At 37.9% G+C, this 18,278-nt stretch carries 15 protein-coding genes; 11 read left to right on the top strand and 4 right to left on the bottom strand.

What is annotated here, in order from left to right; translation table 11 throughout:
• Positions 1-22 precede the first annotated feature (22 nt).
• From LCP48_RS17455 to LCP48_RS17420, 8 genes are all read left to right on the top strand, one after another.
• Entirely contained in the window at positions 23-544 is a 522-nt protein-coding gene (locus LCP48_RS17455) for a DUF84 family protein (RefSeq protein WP_004226093.1), read from the top strand.
• 94 nt (positions 545-638) lie between these two features.
• Positions 639-1,157 carry a hypothetical protein gene (locus tag LCP48_RS17450; protein WP_004226095.1) on the top strand — a complete coding sequence of 173 codons (519 nt, stop codon included), beginning with the start codon at positions 639-641 and terminating at the stop codon, positions 1,155-1,157.
• Positions 1,158-1,227: 70 nt separating this feature from the next.
• The gene (locus LCP48_RS17445) at positions 1,228-2,046 is read left to right on the top strand and encodes a DUF1444 domain-containing protein (protein ID WP_009371417.1); all 819 of its coding nucleotides are present in this window, start codon (positions 1,228-1,230) and stop codon (positions 2,044-2,046) included.
• Between the two features lie 2 nt (positions 2,047-2,048).
• Positions 2,049-2,663 carry a YtpR family tRNA-binding protein gene (gene ytpR / locus LCP48_RS17440; protein WP_004226099.1) on the top strand — a complete coding sequence of 205 codons (615 nt, stop codon included), beginning with the start codon at positions 2,049-2,051 and terminating at the stop codon, positions 2,661-2,663.
• Positions 2,664-2,925: 262 nt separating this feature from the next.
• Positions 2,926-6,057: a DNA translocase FtsK gene (locus tag LCP48_RS17435; protein ID WP_004226100.1), complete on the top strand. Its 3,132-nt coding sequence runs from the start codon at positions 2,926-2,928 to the stop codon at positions 6,055-6,057.
• A gap of 229 nt (positions 6,058-6,286) precedes the next feature.
• Positions 6,287-7,600 (top strand): UDP-N-acetylmuramate--L-alanine ligase, encoded by a 1,314-nt coding sequence (gene murC, locus LCP48_RS17430; RefSeq protein ID WP_004226102.1) that lies wholly within the window; start codon positions 6,287-6,289, stop codon positions 7,598-7,600.
• Between the two features lie 109 nt (positions 7,601-7,709).
• Entirely contained in the window at positions 7,710-8,213 is a 504-nt protein-coding gene (locus LCP48_RS17425) for a DUF948 domain-containing protein (protein ID WP_004226103.1), read from the top strand.
• 135 nt (positions 8,214-8,348) lie between these two features.
• The gene (locus LCP48_RS17420; RefSeq protein WP_004226105.1) at positions 8,349-8,849 is read left to right on the top strand and encodes a YtxH domain-containing protein; all 501 of its coding nucleotides are present in this window, start codon (positions 8,349-8,351) and stop codon (positions 8,847-8,849) included.
• A gap of 53 nt (positions 8,850-8,902) precedes the next feature.
• Here the strand turns inward: LCP48_RS17420 and pilM are convergent, their stop codons facing one another.
• On the bottom strand, positions 8,903-11,056 hold the full coding sequence (pilM, locus tag LCP48_RS17415) for a pilus assembly protein PilM (RefSeq protein WP_004226106.1): 2,154 nt from the start codon (positions 11,054-11,056) through the stop codon (positions 8,903-8,905).
• Positions 11,057-11,229: 173 nt separating this feature from the next.
• Here pilM and LCP48_RS17410 point away from each other — a divergent pair, with 173 nt between their 5' ends.
• Together LCP48_RS17410 and ccpA are read left to right on the top strand one after the other, a co-directional pair.
• Positions 11,230-12,315 (top strand): bifunctional 3-deoxy-7-phosphoheptulonate synthase/chorismate mutase, encoded by a 1,086-nt coding sequence (locus LCP48_RS17410; RefSeq protein ID WP_004226108.1) that lies wholly within the window; start codon positions 11,230-11,232, stop codon positions 12,313-12,315.
• Between the two features lie 174 nt (positions 12,316-12,489).
• Positions 12,490-13,494 carry a catabolite control protein A gene (gene ccpA, locus LCP48_RS17405; protein ID WP_004226110.1) on the top strand — a complete coding sequence of 335 codons (1,005 nt, stop codon included), beginning with the start codon at positions 12,490-12,492 and terminating at the stop codon, positions 13,492-13,494.
• A gap of 141 nt (positions 13,495-13,635) precedes the next feature.
• Here the strand turns inward: ccpA and LCP48_RS17400 are convergent, their stop codons facing one another.
• The 3 genes from LCP48_RS17400 to LCP48_RS17390 are packed head-to-tail and all read right to left on the bottom strand — an operon-like array spanning position 13,636 to position 16,100.
• Positions 13,636-14,796: an acetoin utilization protein AcuC gene (locus LCP48_RS17400; protein ID WP_004226112.1), complete on the bottom strand. Its 1,161-nt coding sequence runs from the start codon at positions 14,794-14,796 to the stop codon at positions 13,636-13,638.
• Complete coding sequence (locus LCP48_RS17395; RefSeq protein WP_004226115.1) at positions 14,796-15,443, bottom strand: acetoin utilization AcuB family protein; 648 nt, start codon at positions 15,441-15,443, stop codon at positions 14,796-14,798. The genes LCP48_RS17400 and LCP48_RS17395 overlap by 1 nt, the downstream gene beginning before the upstream one ends.
• Before the next feature lie 24 nt (positions 15,444-15,467).
• Positions 15,468-16,100: a GNAT family N-acetyltransferase gene (locus LCP48_RS17390; RefSeq protein WP_004226116.1), complete on the bottom strand. Its 633-nt coding sequence runs from the start codon at positions 16,098-16,100 to the stop codon at positions 15,468-15,470.
• Between the two features lie 322 nt (positions 16,101-16,422).
• On the opposite strand from LCP48_RS17390, the gene acsA reads away from it, so the two are divergent.
• The gene (acsA, locus tag LCP48_RS17385; RefSeq protein ID WP_004226119.1) at positions 16,423-18,150 is read left to right on the top strand and encodes an acetate--CoA ligase; all 1,728 of its coding nucleotides are present in this window, start codon (positions 16,423-16,425) and stop codon (positions 18,148-18,150) included.
• Positions 18,151-18,278 lie beyond the last annotated feature (128 nt).

Raw genomic sequence — 18,278 nt, 5'->3', positions numbered from 1 at the left:
ATGGAAAGAAAGTAGGGATTAAATGAAGATAGCAATTGGCACAACCAATAAAGCCAAAACAGAAGCAGTTGAAGTAATTGTTCGCAAATACTTTGAGGATCCTCTCTTTACTCATGTCAAAGCTGCTTCTGAAGTATCAGATCAACCGATAAGTAATGAAGAAACTAGATTAGGAGCAATGAATCGTGCTAAAAACGCATTGATTTTAACGGATGCAGAATTATCATTTGGCTTAGAAGGTGGCGTAACCGAAATCGATGATGAAATGTACGTTTGTAACTGGGGTGCATTAACTGTGTCAGACGGAACAATGTTTACAGCTGCCGGCGCACAAATTATTCTGCCAAAAGAAATTGCCCAGGAAATAAGAACTGGTGGAGAACTTGGACCGATAATGGAGCAATATACAAAGCGTCGAGATATTCGTCAGGGTGCAGGTGCTGTAGGTATTTTTACGCAAGGTTTAGTGAGTAGACAGATGATGTTTGAGCATATTGTCTCACTTTTAGTTGGTCAATATTTGTTCACATTTTCACAAAAATAGTTAAAAAGAATTAGTGGTGAGAGGGTAGTTAGGTTGCATCTTATGAATAATTTTTTTAAAATAGAAAAAAGTTAGTAGTGAAAGGAAGAGAGACATGTTATTTTCATGGCTAAGAGCAATTGGCCTAATGCTTTTACTTCTTGTCCTTTCTGGCTGCAATCAATCTATTGATGATCAAATTGCTAATGGGCTCCAATTAACGGAGAAGGTTTTTGCTGAAGAGCCAGAAGAACATACAGTAGAAATTGGGGATATCAAATTATACTTACCCTCACACTTTAAAATTGAAGACAGTTCAGATGCTTATAATATTGTGATTTCAAAAGGAAAAGAAAGCTACATTCTTTTTATCAATGATCGTGAAGCACAAGACAGTAAACTTTATTATAGTCTTTTAAAAGAAAATGAAGCGGACAAAATTATCGAGGAATCGACTTTTGATAAGGATGGTCGTTTTGGCTTTACAGCGGTTCTAAAAACGAACGAAGAAAATGAAATGGAACTCATTGTAAGTAGTGGTGGTGTGAAGATGACAACCATTTCAAAGGCTAAACAAATTGAAAATAATTTGCGTGAGATGACGAAAATCGTTCATTCGGTTAAGATAAAGTAAATAGAAGGAATGAACAGAACGGTTCACAAACATGTGAGCCGTTTCATTTTGAAGTTAGGATGTGAAAAAGATGAAGCAAATGAAGTCTGAACAACTAGTCGAGCTATTAAAAAAGCATTTAACTGAAGAGAAATATGAATTTCATTTTGATAAAAAGTACGATAAATTACGCTTGAATCATAAGATGATTGAAAAAGGGATGGAGCTCTCCTTACCTGGGATCTTAGCAAAATATAATGAGAAGCAAGAGTCAGCGATTGAAGAAGTTTTATATACAATTGAGCAAACCTTTAATGCGATGGTACAAGAAAAAGAACAGGGTTTCCAAATGACTACACAGATTTATCCCGTAATTCGTGCCACTTCTTATCCACAGTCATCAAAAGAAGGGCATGCCTTTATTACAACTGAGCATACAGCTGAAACGCGCGTTTTTTATGCACTCGATTTAGGTAAAACCTATCGCTTTATTGATGAATCCATGCTAGAAGCCTTACAATTAACTGTAGAACAAATTCGAGAAATGGCACGCTTTTCGGTGAAACAACTACCAACCGCCTATAAAAAAGATGAGGTAGCAGGTAATATTTTTTATTTTGTCAATGTGAATGATGGCTATGATGCTAGCCGTATTTTAAATGAGAGCTTTTTAAAAGAAATGCAGGCACAAGTGGAGGGCGATATGACATTATCTGTGCCTCATCAAGATGTATTAATTATAGGTGATATTCGTAATGAAACAGGGTATGATGTATTAGCACAGATGACAATGCATTTCTTTGCAGTCGGTACTGTACCGATTACGTCATTATCTTTTATTTATGAAGATGGGGAACTAGAACCAATCTTTATCTTAGCAAAAAACAGAGTGAAAAAGGAGCAAGAATAACAATGAACGTATTTTACAACAAAGAGCATGTAGGAGATGTCTTACTAGTTCAACTAGCAACGGAGGCCATAGTGAAAACAGAAGTAGAACGTGCTGGTGATATCGCTATTTTAAGGGAAGCTCAAACGGGAGAAATTAAAGCCTTCAATTTATTTAATGCGAGCAGTTACATCCAAACAGATGCTAAAGGCTTAGTAGAAGTGACACCAGAATTAGTAGCACAGCTAGCAGTGGCAATTGAAAAAAATGGAGCTCATATTAATCTTGATGTTGATTTTTCACCAAAATTTGTTGTTGGTTATGTAGAAACAAAGGACAAGCATCCAAATGCTGACAAATTAAGTATCTGTTCAGTCAATGTAGGAGATGAGATACTACAAATTGTATGTGGTGCCCCTAATGTAGAAGCAGGTCAGAAGGTAGTTGTTGCGAAAATTGGTGCCGTAATGCCTTCAGGAATGCTTATTAAAGAAGGGAATTTACGTGGTGTTGAGTCTTACGGTATGCTTTGTTCAGCACGTGAATTAGCGATTCCTAATGCACCATCTGAAAAAGGAATTTTAGTATTACCAGAGGATGCTATAGTAGGTAGTTCTTTTGAATCGCCAACTAAATAAAAATTCCTCTATTTAAAAATGAAATTATTAAAATTTAAATGTTTTATCATGATATTATTCCTTGTGTCAAGGTGAAATGCCCTAAATCGTTATGTTACTAATATGCTAGTAGCATAACGATTTTTTTGTTTAGAATGAGCCTCTAAATGCAAGTTTCAAGACCGTTTTTATGGTATGCTTTTTGATGTAGACATTGAGCTATTGATGAATTTAAAACTAGACAATGCTATAAATGAAGTGTAAGAGAAATGAGTGAAACGAAGTGAACTGGTTTAAAAAACAAATTAGTAAATTTATTAATAAAGAAGATGAAGACTATGAGTATGAAGAATATTATGAGGATTATGGAGAAGTTCAGTCGGAGCAATTACATACACAAAAAGAACCACCAATCTCTAAGCAAAAGACTTTCCGTTTTCCTTTGATTGACGATGATGAAGGTGAGGCATCCTATACGTCCTCAAAAGAAATGTTTGATCAAATGGAAGATGATGATTATGGACAAATTGGGGATTTATCGTTACCAAAACATTTAAATCATCATATTGTCGATTCTAGTGTTTATGATGTAGAGGTTTCAGGAATTCGAGATTTACTAGCAAATCGCTCTAAACGTACAGGTAGAAAAACAACGATGAAAAGTCAGCCTTCAGAACAAGAATTTCGTTCAAGAGCAAGCTTAGTGTTTCGTGATGCACAAAATGAAACAGCTACTATAAGTCCTATGACTGCACCTGCACCGAAAGAAAAGAGTCAGCGAAAAGAACAAAAAGTTGAAAGTATTATGCCTGAGAATCGCAAACGATTTGTTCCAACAGATGTGCCTTCACCGGTCTATGGTTTTGCAAAACCAAGTCCCATCAAAGAATTATTAGATAAAAGAAAAGAGGAATATGAGAAGCAAGAAACCGATGTACAGGCAGTTGAAAAGGTAACTGTTGCAAAGCCTTTAAAAGAAGCGACAACAAATGAGGTAAATGAAAATATACTAGAAGAAAAAGAGCCGGCTAGCACAAACCAAACGGTTGTAACGGAACACCATGAGATTATTCAATCGAAAGAAATTTTGACAGTAAGTGAACCAATTATTTTTGAGGAAGAACTGTTAGTTGAAGAGAACGATGATAAGGAAAATTTGTCATCAAATGTAGCTGTGCCTCAAACGACTTCTTTTGCTATGGATTTTGAAGGGCAAGAGAAAGAAGCTGTTGTTCAAGATCAAACAGTTCAACAACTTTCAGCAAATCAATCCGAAATCCATGTCAAAGAAATGATTGTGGAACAAGTACAAATTGAAAATTCTACGATCCATATTGGAGAAGTTACTGTCGTTCAACCGTCAATGGATGACCAATCTCCTGATACTGCATCGAAGGAAGACAAAAGTCGAATTCCATTTAATGTACTCATGTTAAAAACAGATAAAGAAAAATGGAGAATCCAACAGCAATTAAAGATGGCTCATCAGCCTATACGTGTAGAGAGCAAGCCGGAAACAGAGAAAAACAAACTAGTGGATGTGATGCCAGAAAAATCATCGTCCTTAGACAGTATGACAACAAATGAAATGTCCGTTTCACCATCAAAAGATGACAACGATTTCCATATGACAGAGAATATTCAATTGCAAGTAGATGGTACAGTGCAACTAGATATAAAAGATGAAGTAGAAAGTGTCACTACAAAAAGCAATGTTGAAGAGCCTATTGCTGTAATTACAATGGCTCCTGTTACATCAATGTCAAGTATCTCAACAAATGAAAAAATAGAAATTGAAAAAACCGCTGCAGATGAAATTTCTGCAACTATTGAGCCAAAGCTTGAGTTAGAACCAGAACTTGAACTAGCTTCTGAACGGGAACAAGTGTCAGAACCAGAACTAGCTATCGAACCTGAAGTCGTTTCAAAAATTATAGAGCATGCTTCAGTAGAATCTGTTGAGAATCAAGTAGTAGAAGCTGAGTTACCAGCAAAGCCTGCTCACGTCTATCAAAAGCCTACGGATGAATACCTAGAGCCACCAGAGGAAAAAACACAAGATACGGATTGGATGGAGCAACAGGGCGACACATTAGTCGAAGCACTATCTTATTTCCAAGTTTCTGCACAAATTGAATCGATTATGCAAGGTCCTGCCGTTACTCAATTTGAAATAACGGTGAGCCATGGTACAAAGGTTAGTAAAATTCGAAACTTAGCAGATGATTTAAAACTTGCCTTAGCAGCAAAAGACATTCGTATTCAAGCACCAATTCCTGGGAAAAGTTCGATCGGTATTGAGATCCCAAATCGAGTATCACGAGCTGTTCGCTTATCTGAGGTAACAAATAGTCCCTCCTTCGTTGAGTCAGATTCACCATTAGAGGCAGCATTAGGACTTGATTTGACTGGAAAGCCTGTTACGTTAGATCTACGTAAAATGCCACATGGCTTAATCGCTGGTGCAACAGGTTCGGGTAAATCCGTTTGTATTAATTCTATTTTGGTTAGTTTATTATATAAAGCTGCACCACACGAGCTAAAACTCATGCTGATCGACCCTAAAATGGTAGAACTGGCGCCTTTTAACCATATTCCGCATTTAGTTAGTCCTGTCATTACAGATGTAAAGGCGGCAACGGCAGCACTAAAATGGGCAGTTGAGGAAATGGAGCGCCGCTATCAACTGTTTGCTCATGCAGGTGCACGTGATATTACACGTTTTAACGCCATAGCAGATAAAAATAATGAACATAGCCTGAAGTTGCCTTACATTTTAATTGTCATTGATGAGCTAGCTGATTTAATGATGATGTCTCCAGCAGATGTAGAGGAGGCCATTTGCCGTATTGCTCAAAAGGCACGTGCATGTGGTATTCATTTAATTGTTGCAACGCAAAGACCTTCAGTGGATGTTATTACAGGGTTAATCAAATCAAATATCCCTACACGTATTGCCTTTGCAGTTTCCTCTCAAATTGATTCTCGTACCATTTTAGATGGGCAGGGGGCAGAAAGGTTACTTGGTCGAGGGGATATGCTATATTTAGGTAATGGTATGTCAGCGCCAGTGCGTTTACAGGGAACTTTTGTAACAGATGATGAAATTGAATCGATTATTGAGCATGTTCGTGAACAGGGTGAGCCTGATTATATTTTCGATCAAGAGGAATTATTAAAGAAAACAGAGGTGTCGGCAGAACAGGACGATTTATTTGAAGATGTTTGCCGATTTGTCTATGAGCAAGGTGGCGCTTCTACCTCATTGATTCAACGAAAGTATCATATAGGCTATAATCGTGCTGCTCGTTTAATTGACATGTTAGAATCACATGGTTTTGTTTCGGAAGCAAGAGGAAGTAAGCCACGTGAAAGTTACATTACAGAAGAAGATTTAATTACTATGTTTGAATAAGAATTGCATTGTTTTCGTCTAGATTATCTAATTTACGTCGAATTTAGTTTTTTTAGAAAAGTTACACATCTATCCTTATGCATAAAAAGTGCTATAATAGACAAGATGTGTTGAATAGTACGTATTTTTTAACACTTGTGAAGGTATTAATACCTAACCATTCGTGAAATAATACGATACACCTAATAGATGATAGATGGGATATTGAAATTCCCGGGGGGTTTAATTAATGACAGTTTTTCATTTCACAGGCATTAAAGGTTCTGGCATGAGTTCACTTGCACAAATCTTATTTGATGCTGGTGAACAAGTACAGGGCTCAGATGTCGATAAATATTTCTTCACGGAGCAGCCGTTACGTGAACGTAATATTCCAATTTTTACATTTAATGCAGATAATATTAAAGAAGGTATGACAGTGATCGCAGGTAATGCATTTTCTGATGATCACCCTGAATTAGTACGTGCTCGAGAAATAGGTGTAGAAGTCATTCGTTACCATAAATTTTTAGGTGAATATATTGGCAACTATACATCCATTGCCATCACAGGTGCACATGGTAAAACGTCTACGACTGGTTTAATGGCACATGTGGTAGGTGGCTATAAACCGACATCTTATTTAATTGGTGATGGTACTGGGGCAGGTCATGAAAATGCTGATTTCTTTGTGATGGAGGCGTGTGAATACCGCCGTCACTTTTTAGCCTATAATCCTGATTATGCTGTGATGACGAACATCGATTTTGATCATCCAGACTACTTCGCTAATATAGAGGACGTATATTCTGCATTTCAATCATTAGCATTACAAGTGAAAAAAGCAATTATCGCATGTGGTGATGATGAACAGCTTCAACGTATTCAAGCAAAAGTACCAGTTGTGTATTATGGATTTGGTGCTGAAAATGATTTTGAAGCACGTAATGTTGAAAAAACAACTGAGGGTACAAAATTTGATGTTTTTGTACGTAATGAATTTTATAGCACTTTCTTTATCCCATTATTTGGAGATCATGCTGTTTTAAATACATTGGCGGTTATTACGCTATGTGAATATGAAGGCATTTCTCCAGATATTATTCAGGAGCGTTTACACACGTATAAAGGTGTAAAAAGACGTTTTACTGAGACCGATATAGGGGATAATGTTTTAATAGATGACTATGCACACCATCCAACGGAAATTCGTGCGACAATTCAATCAGCACGACAAAAATTCCCTGAACGTGAGCTAGTTGCGATTTTCCAACCACATACATTTACACGTACACAAGCTTTTTTACAAGATTTTGCGGATAGTTTGAGCCTTGCTGATACAGCCTATTTATGTGATATATTTGGCTCTGCGAGAGAAACGCAAGGCGCACTTTCTATTCATGATTTAGCGTCACTTATTGAAGGCAGTGCAGTGATTACCACTGAAGGAATTGATATATTAACAAAACATAATGGCGCAGTATTCTTATTTATGGGCGCTGGTGATGTTCACAAGTTCCAAGATGCTTTTGAAGACGTGCTTAAAAACAATGAAACAGCTTAGTCCGTAGGGGTTAAGCTGTTTTTTCTCAAATTTAAGCAGGAATTCCGTTTTTTTTGTCGAAGATAGGGAAAGTAATAGTAAAGACAATTTACTAGCAGGAGGTCAACTTATGGAAGTGATTTTGTATATTGCAGCCATTATTGCTGCAATCGGTTTTTTAATTTTATGTGTGAGCGTGGGCATGACATTATTCTCGCTTAAATCCATCCTAAACAGCTTAGCTGGGACATTATCTGGGATTGAAGGCCAAATGGAAGGCATTACACGCGAAACAACGTCTTTATTATCAAAAACAAATAGCTTAGCAGAGGATATTCAACATAAATCTGAACAATTAAATTCAGTTGTTCAAGCTGTTAAAGGTATTGGTGACTCCGTTAATGGTTTAAATAATTCTGTTCAGCAGATCACTTCTTCTGTTTCTAAAAGCGTAGAACAAAATGAAGAAAAAATTGCACAAGTTGTACAATGGAGTAATGTTGCGATGGGTATTGCGGATAAATGGAAAAAACGCAAAATCATCGAGCAGGAATCGGTATCACCAGATGCCTATGCATTTGAAACTGTGCAAGTAGAAGAAACACCAAAAAGAAAATGGGGTCGTAAAAAATGATAATTATTCAGTGAGTATTCTATGCTGGCTGAATAAAAATAAAGTCTTAGACATATAAGTTGAAGATGCATCTGTGAAAGTAGATGGACAACCAGTCTAGACAAATTTGATAATTAGATGGGGAGGAATTGTTGCATGACAACTCAAAAGCCAAATTTTAACGAAGTAAAGGAACAGCAGCTTGAAAGTTCTTTGCCTCAGCTTTATCATCCACAAGACTCGATTTATGAAGAGGAGCGTGTTAACATGAAGGATTTTGTGATTGGCGCATTAGTTGGTGGAATCGTAGGGGCTGCTGCAGGTCTACTGTTAGCTCCAAAATCAGGAAAAGATTTACGCAGTGATGTGGCTGTACAAGCTGTTCAGCTAAAAGATAAGAGTGCAGACTTCTCGACAACTGCAAAAGATAAAACAGTTCAACTTTCTAAACAAATTCAAGAGCAATCCACACAATTAGTAGAGAAAGTAAAAACACTAAAAACCGCAAAAGCACCAACTGTTTTTGATGATGGTACGGTTTCTTTTGAAGGGGAAGAACCGTTAGAGGATTACATTCCAAGTGAGGAACCAAAAGCCGAAGAAACGACAGAAAAAGCAGATCAAAAAGAAGAAACAAATGAAGAAGTTCGTGCATAATGCATAATGTAAAGGGATACGTTACAAGATAAAGTTGTAACGTATCCCTTTTTTTAAATGATAGGTGTAGATTCTAATATTATTTCTAATTGATCACCACCAAATATCTCTGTATCAAAGCTCGCTGTCTGGCCATTTCTTAAAATTGTAAAATTCCCCTTAAAGGCACTTGGTAGCTGCCAATTAGAGAATCGGAAAACATCTTGATAAATCCAACGACTGCGATCCTTTTCTTTAAATACTAAAGTCGCTCCATTGTGTACAGTGGACTGTGGTGATACAACCATTTTATTAACAATTGCTTCATTTGCAGTCTTCTTTAGTTCCAAAACTTCCTGTTGGAAATGAATAATGATTTTATCCTCTAGCAAAAGATTCATTTGGTCTGCGATATGTTGTACTGTTGGTAGAGCTGGTTGTTGGAAGCTTATCACATCTCCAGTTTGTACAGCATAGCTCAATTTTGCTATTTTTCCATTAATCATTAGCTGTGGGGAAAATTCCGGTAAATATAAAGGTTGTCCATCCACTTGAATCGTATAGGACTCAAATTGCTTTAACAAATGCCAATTATTAGTAATTTTAAATACATCCTCAATTGTTTCGGCAATATCAAAAACGACGATATCACGATCATTTAAAACGGTATCGAGTGATGCATCAGAGTTATTGACAGTAATTTTTGGCTCAATCACATATTTGGTGTTTTGAATTGTCACTGTCTTTATTGCTGCATCATCTATAAGATCTCTTACTGTAGCCGTCGCCTGTTGCCCATCTTGGCCTTCTATTAACTGAATGGCATCTCCAGTTTTAATCAGGCTTTTTGTAGATGCCTGTTGCCCGTTTACCAATATTTCAGCAGGCTGACCATGTCCACCTGGTATAAAAATGTCCTGTCCGTTGACACTGATAGATAGCCCATGTCCTGGTTTTCCATATAATTGCTTTGCGCGAATATTTGCAGCTAGAAAGGCATCAGCCACAGTCATTTCTTTTAGTTCAAAAAGACGTACCACTTGATTATTGACTGTTAAACTCATATATTGAATCGGCATCTTTTTAGCAGCAATGGCAATACCAATAGGTGTGACTAATTCAGGTGAGGCTTTTATATGTTCTTCTTTTGTTAAGTTTTGAATAGCATCAATGCCTCGAACAGCAATACGATTAGCTGGTAAATTTAGAACTTGACCTAGTTCTGTAGTAAGGTTGGGTGTTAAACTACCTCCACCAACCAGCATAACGGCTTTGGGAGCTACTCGGTTATTGAGTCGTAAAATTTCTTCTCCGATAGACTTCGCCAACTGTTTCACTGCAGGCTCAATTGCTAAAAAAACCTCTTCTTTGGGATAAAACTGATCAAAGCCTAGAATATCTTGAATTAATATCTCTTCAGAGGTTTGTAGCTGACGTTTAGCCTCTTCAGCTACAGGGAAGTCTAGCAAATAGTGGTCGCTTAAAGCTTCTGTTATTTCATCGCCAGCTGTAGGGACCATGCCATAAGCTACAACTGTACTTTTATCCGTAATGGCAATATCCGATGTCCCTGCCCCTATATCAACAAGGGCCACATTTAAGCGACGCATCGTTGGAGGAATCAGCACATTAATGGCAGCAATCGGTTCTAACGTCAATGCTTCCATCTCTAAATCAGCTCGTTTAAGAGCGGCAATCAATGATTCCACCACCACCCGAGGTAGGAACGTTGCTATCACTTCGATTTGGGCTTCATCCCCTTGTTGATCCAGCAGGCTTCCAATCTCTTCGCCATCCAAGCGATAATACAGGACTGAGTAACCTACACAATAATAGTGGCTAATTTTGGCATCCTCTTTTTGTTGCAAGAGTTGCTGCTGTGCTTGTTGAACAGCCTGAAGTTCCAAGCGACTAATATCTTCTTCAGTAAAAATGGGTCGATTACGTATATTGATGGTCACACTAGCTTGTTCAGTTTTCAACGATCGACCTGCTGCAGCGACACTTACCTTTGTGAGAGGTCCATGTTTCTCTTCAAGTTCACGTTTTATTTCATTAATTAATTCTGCCACATACATGACATTATGTATTTGTCCATCTACCATGGCACGTTCTTTATGCTCTTTTACTAAAATATCTTCCACATGAAAATGGTCATTTTCTTCTTGGAGAATAATCCCGACCACTGAGCGAGTGCCAATATCAAGTGCGAATAGTTTAGAACTCAATGTAATCGCTTCCTTTCGCGTCATACTTGAAAATAATTTAGCGAGTTGAAGCGCTAAATTAAAAATGCGTGACATTCTGAACAACATTGATTATAATAATGCTATTATCTAAAAATGTAACATACATTTCAGAGTTCTGAAAGTGTCTGTCATGAGGAGAGGAGCAAGAAAGCATGAGCCAAAAAGATTTAGAAAGCTTACGTAGTCAAATAGACGGTTTAAACTTAGAAATTCTTCGTCTAATTAATGAACGTGCAGCTGTAGTTGATGAAATCGGTAAAATTAAAGAAAAACAAGGTGTGAATCGCTATGATCCACTGCGTGAAAGACACATGCTTGATCTTATTAAAGAACACAATCAAGGTCCATTAAACCAAATGACGGTTGATTATATATTTAAGCAAATCTTTAAAACAGCTTTAAAACAACTTGAAGCTGATAAAAAGAAAGAGTTGCTTGTATCTCGTAAGAAGAAGTCAGAAGATACAATTATTAATATCAATGGTGAATTAATTGGACAAGGAAAACCATCTTTCGTATTCGGTCCTTGTGCGGTTGAGTCGTATGAGCAAGTAGCAGCAGTTGCCGCTTCTATTAAAGCAAAAGGCGAAAAGTTAATTCGTGGTGGTGCTTATAAGCCACGTACTTCTCCTTATGACTTCCAAGGTCTTGGATTAGAAGGTCTGAAAATCTTAAAACGTGTGTCCGAGGAATATGGTTTAGGTGTGATTACAGAAATCGTGACACCAGGTCATTTAGAGGAAGCATTGGATTATATTGATGTCATCCAAATTGGTGCACGTAATATGCAAAACTTTGAATTATTAAAAGCAGCAGGTGCAACAAATAAACCTGTATTATTAAAACGAGGCTTAGCTGCAACAATTGATGAATTCATTCATGCTGCAGAATACATTATGTCTAAAGGAAATGAAAACATTATCCTTTGTGAACGTGGTATCCGTACTTATGAAAAAGCAACTCGTAATACATTAGATATTTCAGCCGTACCAGTTTTAAAACAAGAAACGCATTTGCCAGTATTCGTAGATGTTACGCATTCAACAGGGCGTCGTGATTTATTATTACCATGTGCAAAAGCAGCGATTGCCATCGGTGCTGATGGCGTCATGGCAGAAGTGCATCCAGATCCATCTGTGGCATTGTCTGACTCACAACAACAAATGGACATCCCAACATTTGACGCATTCTATGAAACACTACAAAAATTCATGAAAAATCATGAAATTCATGCTTAATTGTTAACAGCGAACACCGCTTGCTTACTTCGGCAGGCGGTGTTTGTTATATCGTGACAAAATAATGTCTAGAATAGGACTATTAGTACTTGGTTTTTACGTAGTTCTTCTTGAAAAGAATATGAAAATTATCGTATGATAAGGCTATAATAGGAAAAAAGGGAGGCACGTACGATGACTGTTACAATTTATGATGTTGCAAGAGAAGCAAATGTTTCTATGGCAACGGTCTCTCGTGTAGTCAATGGTAATCAAAACGTAAAACCAGCAACACGAAAAAAAGTACTAGAAGTAATTGAACGATTAGAATACCGTCCAAACGCAGTAGCGCGTGGATTAGCAAGTAAGAAAACAACAACAGTTGGCGTGATTATCCCAGATATTGCAAACAATGTTTATGCAGAGCTGGCTCGTGGTGTAGAGGATATTGCCACCATGTATCGCTACAATATTATTTTAGCCAACTCAGATCAACATGAAGATAAAGAGTTACAGCTACTGGATACAATGCTTGGAAAACAGGTTGATGGTATTGTCATGATGAGTGATGAGGTTACAGAAAAGATGCAGCAAACGATGGATCATTCGCCAGTACCAATTGTACTTGCAGGCTCTGTGGATGAATCCCAAACAATTGCAACTGTGAATATCGATTATTTCCAGGCGGCTTATGAAGCGATTTCATTACTTATTCAAAATGGCCATACACGCATTGGTTTCGTAACTGGTCCACTTTCGTATACAATTAACGGAAAATTCAAGCTAGCAGCCTATAAGAAAGCATTACAGGATGCTGGTTTACCAATAGATGAAGCATTAATTGCTGCAGAAGAGTCCAGCTATGATATGGGCTTAGAGGCATGGGAGATTTTATCTGCTCTTGAACAGCCACCAACAGCTTATTTTGCAGGAAGTGATGAACTGGCCATCGGTTTAATTCATGGCGCACAAGATGCGGGCAAAAATGTTCCAGAAGATATTGAAGTTATTAGCTTTGAGAACTCAAAGTTAGCACGAATGGTTCGCCCACAGTTAACAAGTGTCGCGCTACCGCTTTACGATATTGGGGCTGTTGCAATGCGTCTGCTGACAAAATTAATGAGCAAGGAAACTGTTGAGGACGAAGCGGTTATCTTACCACACCGTATTGAGCATCGACAATCTATCAAAAGTAAATAATGATACCTAACACGTAAATCGCTTATGAAGGATTTGCGTGTTTTTTTACTGGATGGAACGTCAAAAATAGAGGATAGCGTTTCAAAAATGAGGGATAGAACAAAAGAATTGATGGATAAACAACCAAAAGACCAAAAGCATTTAATCCCGTCTTTCATTCCGAATAATATGTAGCGATTTGGCTAACATTTGAGCATTCTTTTCCTCTATTTCCGCTTTACGAGGAATTGGCTCATATAAAGGCATCGGGTCCTCCCATGTTGGAATAAAAGGAACAGGGGATTCTGGTTGCCAGCGATCCAACCATGCTTGAGGGAGTGGCCCCATTGGTAACACTTGGTCAGTCATTTCCAACCATAACATGGACCAGGCACGGGGCACCACTCGCCAAATATCGTAGCCACCGCCACCCACTGCAATCCATCGACCATCACAATATTCATGTGCTAATTGATGAGCTAGCTTAGGAATTTCGCGATAAATATTCATTGTTCCATGTAAATGTGTTAATGGATCAAAATAATGTGCATCTGCCCCATTTTGCGTTAATACAACATCTGGCTTGAAAAATTCAAAAATCTCTCGCATTGACTGTTCATAGATCTCTAGAAAACTTTCATCCTCAGTAAATGCATCCATTGGAAAATTAAAGGAGGTTCCATAGCCTTGACCATTGCCACGCTCAGTAATATTTCCGGTTCCAGGGAATAGATAACGACCAGTTTCATGTATGGACAGTGTACAAACATTAGGATCCTCATAAAAGCTCCATTGGACACCATCCCCATGATGGGCATCTGTATCTACATAAAGTACACGAGCGTTGTACTTTTCCTGTAAGTAACGAATAGCCACTGTGCTATCATTGTAAATACAAAAACCTGATGCACGACCACGGAAACCATGATGGAGTCCTCCACCAAGGTTAAGGGCGTGTTCGGCTTTTCCTTCCATTACATAATCAACAGCGGTTAAAGTTCCACCAACTAGCTGTGCACTTGCTTCATGCATATTTTCAAAAATGGGGGTATCTTCAGTACCAATCCCATAGCTTTCACATTGTGCTTCTGATAATTCACCATGCCCTGCTTTTTTTACGATATCTATATATTTTGAATCATGTGCAAGCAATAGCTCTTCTTCCGTTGCAACACGTGCTGGTACAATATCTACATCATCGAGAGCATTAATATTTTTTAGTAAATCCATAGTTAGCGTCAAGCGTTTATGATTGAAAGGATGTGTATCTGAAAATTTATATCCGAGTTGTTCTGGCGAGTAAACGAATACAGCCTTTTTCATTATAGTGAAACACCTGGTAAATTTGGCCATAGGACATCAAAGCCCTCTTTGCGTAGATCTTCAATCATTGCTAAAGGATTTAGTGTTTTTACTCGGACGCTTAAAATTTTGTTTTGTGTATTTTCAGAGTCAGGATAAACTAAGACGCTTTGAACATTGGCATGATGTTGATGAAATATTTTTGTAATTTCAAATAAAACTCCCGGTGTATCGGATACCCGAATCTCGATTTTTGACCCAGGCTCTGTAGCACCAGTCAGCTCTATATATGTATAGAGTAAATCTGTTGTCGTAACAATGCCTACCAATTTTCCACCAGAGACGATAGGTAAACAGCCTATTTTTGATTCGTAAAACGTCAGTGCTACCTCTTCAACAAAATCTAGTGGATGACCTATAAGGGGGTCTTTCACCATAATATCCTCTACTTTTGCATTAAAAATAGGAGAGTTTGGTTCATCCTGCAAAGATGAGGGCAAGACCTCTTTAATATCTCGTTCAGTAATTACTCCTAAAACGTGTTGTTCATCATCTACAACTGGTAAATGACGAACTTTCTTTTCACGCATTAACTTTAGTGCCTCCTGCACTGTATTGGTAGGAGCTAATGTATAAGGCTTATCATTCATAATTTCTTCTACAATCATATATGCATCCCCTTTGTATTAGTTTTAATACATGAAACGATTTCTAAAACGAAGTCTATCAAATCTTTCCATTGTCTCAGGAGGCACCCGTTTTCCTTCGCGTGCCATCAGGCAATTGGCTGGATGTGATGTAATTTCAGGATCATCTGTTGCAAAATATTCGAAACCAACAGAGCTCATCATTTTCTCCATCATTTTGCGGTAATCCCAAACATTTAAACCAGTTCCTTTTAAATCCCAATGCCAATAGTACTCGGTAGTAATCACAAGATAATCTTCCATTTCATCCCCCATAAATGAAACGGCTAGTAGTGCCTTCCCAGCACCTGTACCACGGTAGTCTGGAATGACTTCAATGGCACCTAATTCAATCATGTCATCGATACGATCTTCTGCCCATCGTTCAAGTGGATCAGGGTAAAGATAGGTAACATAGCCTACAATAATATCTTCGTTTCGAATAATAATAATTCGGCCTTCGGGTAGTCCAGCAATTTCTATAATGGCCTGCTGTTGCTGTTTTGGAGGTCTGAAGGCAACCAAGCCTTCATGGAATGAATATGTAGCTAATTTTTCTGGAGGCACAGGTCCTTCCACATACACAGTACCATGCTTTGTTTCCTTTGTGACAGAAAAAAAAGTTTTTTTATGTTCCATAATTACACCACCTGAGTTTAATAATTCCATTATAGCTGATTTCTTGCGTAAAAACGCTTATTTTTGCAAAATATACCTGTATTTTTGGAAAAATAAAAATATTGAGACAATCTATCCGAATTCGTGTAAAATAAGATTATATTGCTTCTGTTATTTAACAGATAAAAGTAGTACTATTAGGGATTCGATCATTAATACTATGGATAACTGTTATATAACAAATGCTACATATCAATTTTGCTTTTGAAAAATTCTCTGATTTTCAACAGGGGGGATTGTTGAAATTTAGTCAAAAAACAAAAGCAAAGAAAGGGGTATTTTCATGGGGATGAAAATGAAGGAGAAGTTAATGGCTTTACCTGGTCAACACCATTTAACGAATTATGAAGAAGTGGCAGAATCTCATAATTGGGCAGATACGGAAAAGGCATTTAGTTGGAGCGAAACAGGTTTAGTGAATATGGCGTATGAGGCTATTGATCGCCATACCGAAACACATCGGAAAAATAAGGTAGCATTGTATTTTAATGATGGTAAACGGAAAGAGGCATATTCATTTAATGAAATGAAAAGGTTAACAAACAAAGCAGCAAACGTTTTTAAAACAACTACTAATCTGCAGAAAGGTGATCGTTTATTTATTTTTATGCCTCGTTCACCTGAGCTTTATTTTTCATTATTAGGTGCGTTGAAAATGGGGGTTATTGTTGGGCCATTGTTTGAAGCTTTTATGGAAGGTGCCGTGTATGATCGACTTGCTGATAGTGAGGCGAAAGTATTAGTCACGACACCCGCTTTACTTGAACGTGTACCTTTAGCTAAATTACCTAAATTGGAGCATATCTTTTTAGTAGGGGAGGGCGTTGAGGAAACAGCTCAAATCCTAGACTTTACTAAACATTTAAAAGAAGCTTCAGCTCATTTTGATATAGAGTGGGTAGACAGAGAAGATGGGATGATTCTTCACTATACCTCTGGATCAACAGGTGCTCCAAAGGGCGTATTGCATGTCCATAATGCTATGATTCAGCAATATCAATCAACGCAATGGGTGCTTGATTTACGTGAAGATGATATTTATTGGTGTACAGCCGATCCTGGATGGGTTACAGGAACAGCCTATGGTATTTTTGGTCCGTGGTTAAACGGTGTAACAATGCTAATCGTTGGAGGAAGATTTTCACCACAAGCATGGTATCAGGCTATTGAAGATTATAGTGTGACAGTGTGGTATAGTGCACCAACAGCGTTCCGTATGCTGATGGGGGCAGGTAGTGGCTTGCTTGAAAGCTATGATCTAGCATCTTTACGCCATGTGCTGTCTGTTGGTGAGCCGTTGAATCCAGAAGTTATTCGCTGGGGAGTAGAGGAACTAGGTCATCGTATACATGATACATGGTGGATGACAGAGACGGGAGCACATATGATCTGTAATTATCCTTCGATGGATATTAAGCCAGGTTCAATGGGGAAACCTCTTCCTGGTATTCATGCGACGATTGTAGACGATGCAGGCAATGAGGTACCACCATTTACAATGGGGAATCTAGCTATTCGTCGTGGTTGGCCTGCCATGATGCGCCAAATTTGGGGCAACCCAGAGCGTTATGAGTCTTATTTCTTGAAAGGAGAATGGTACGTTTCTGGAGATTCTGCCTATATGGATGATGAAGGTTACTTCTGGTTCCAGGGGCGTGTGGATGATGTCATTATGACGGCTGGTGAACGTGTAGGACCTTTTGAAGTAGAAAGTAAGCTACTTGAGCATCCGGATGTCATTGAAGCAGGGGTTATCGGGAAACCAGATCCGGTACGAGGTGAAATCATTAAAGCCTTTGTATCCTTACGAGAAGGGGTTGAACCTTCTGATGCATTAATTGAAGATATACGTGATTTTGTTAAAAATGGTTTATCTGCACATGCAGCACCACGTGAAATAGAATTTAAAGATAAATTGCCAAAAACACGTAGTGGTAAAATTATGCGTCGTGTTTTGAAAGCTTGGGAATTAAATTTACCAACTGGTGATTTATCAACAATGGAAGATTAAATAATTATCTAAAACATCAATTGATATTTATACAACATGTGCATAAAAAGAAGGCAGGGATTCATTCGGTGGGCGAAAGGATTCTTGCCTTCTTTTTTCTGGTTTTACAATAGTATAGAAGTGAGAGT

Source organism: Lysinibacillus capsici, assembly GCF_020217405.1.
Taxonomy (GTDB): domain Bacteria; phylum Bacillota; class Bacilli; order Bacillales_A; family Planococcaceae; genus Lysinibacillus; species Lysinibacillus capsici.
This window is presented reverse-complemented; position numbering and strand designations above follow the sequence as displayed.

Coding starts and splice junctions, on each gene's coding strand:
- LCP48_RS17395 (WP_004226115.1), bottom strand. CDS start 15,443: ATGATTGTAGAAGAAATTATGAATGATAAGCCTTATACATTAGCTCCT.
- LCP48_RS17425 (WP_004226103.1), top strand. CDS start 7,710: ATGGAAGTGATTTTGTATATTGCAGCCATTATTGCTGCAATCGGTTTT.
- LCP48_RS17455 (WP_004226093.1), top strand. CDS start 23: ATGAAGATAGCAATTGGCACAACCAATAAAGCCAAAACAGAAGCAGTT.
- LCP48_RS17445 (WP_009371417.1), top strand. CDS start 1,228: ATGAAGCAAATGAAGTCTGAACAACTAGTCGAGCTATTAAAAAAGCAT.
- LCP48_RS17420 (WP_004226105.1), top strand. CDS start 8,349: ATGACAACTCAAAAGCCAAATTTTAACGAAGTAAAGGAACAGCAGCTT.
- acsA (WP_004226119.1), top strand. CDS start 16,423: ATGGGGATGAAAATGAAGGAGAAGTTAATGGCTTTACCTGGTCAACAC.
- LCP48_RS17400 (WP_004226112.1), bottom strand. CDS start 14,796: ATGAAAAAGGCTGTATTCGTTTACTCGCCAGAACAACTCGGATATAAA.
- LCP48_RS17450 (WP_004226095.1), top strand. CDS start 639: ATGTTATTTTCATGGCTAAGAGCAATTGGCCTAATGCTTTTACTTCTT.
- LCP48_RS17410 (WP_004226108.1), top strand. CDS start 11,230: ATGAGCCAAAAAGATTTAGAAAGCTTACGTAGTCAAATAGACGGTTTA.
- ytpR (WP_004226099.1), top strand. CDS start 2,049: ATGAACGTATTTTACAACAAAGAGCATGTAGGAGATGTCTTACTAGTT.
- murC (WP_004226102.1), top strand. CDS start 6,287: ATGACAGTTTTTCATTTCACAGGCATTAAAGGTTCTGGCATGAGTTCA.
- LCP48_RS17390 (WP_004226116.1), bottom strand. CDS start 16,100: ATGGAACATAAAAAAACTTTTTTTTCTGTCACAAAGGAAACAAAGCAT.
- ccpA (WP_004226110.1), top strand. CDS start 12,490: ATGACTGTTACAATTTATGATGTTGCAAGAGAAGCAAATGTTTCTATG.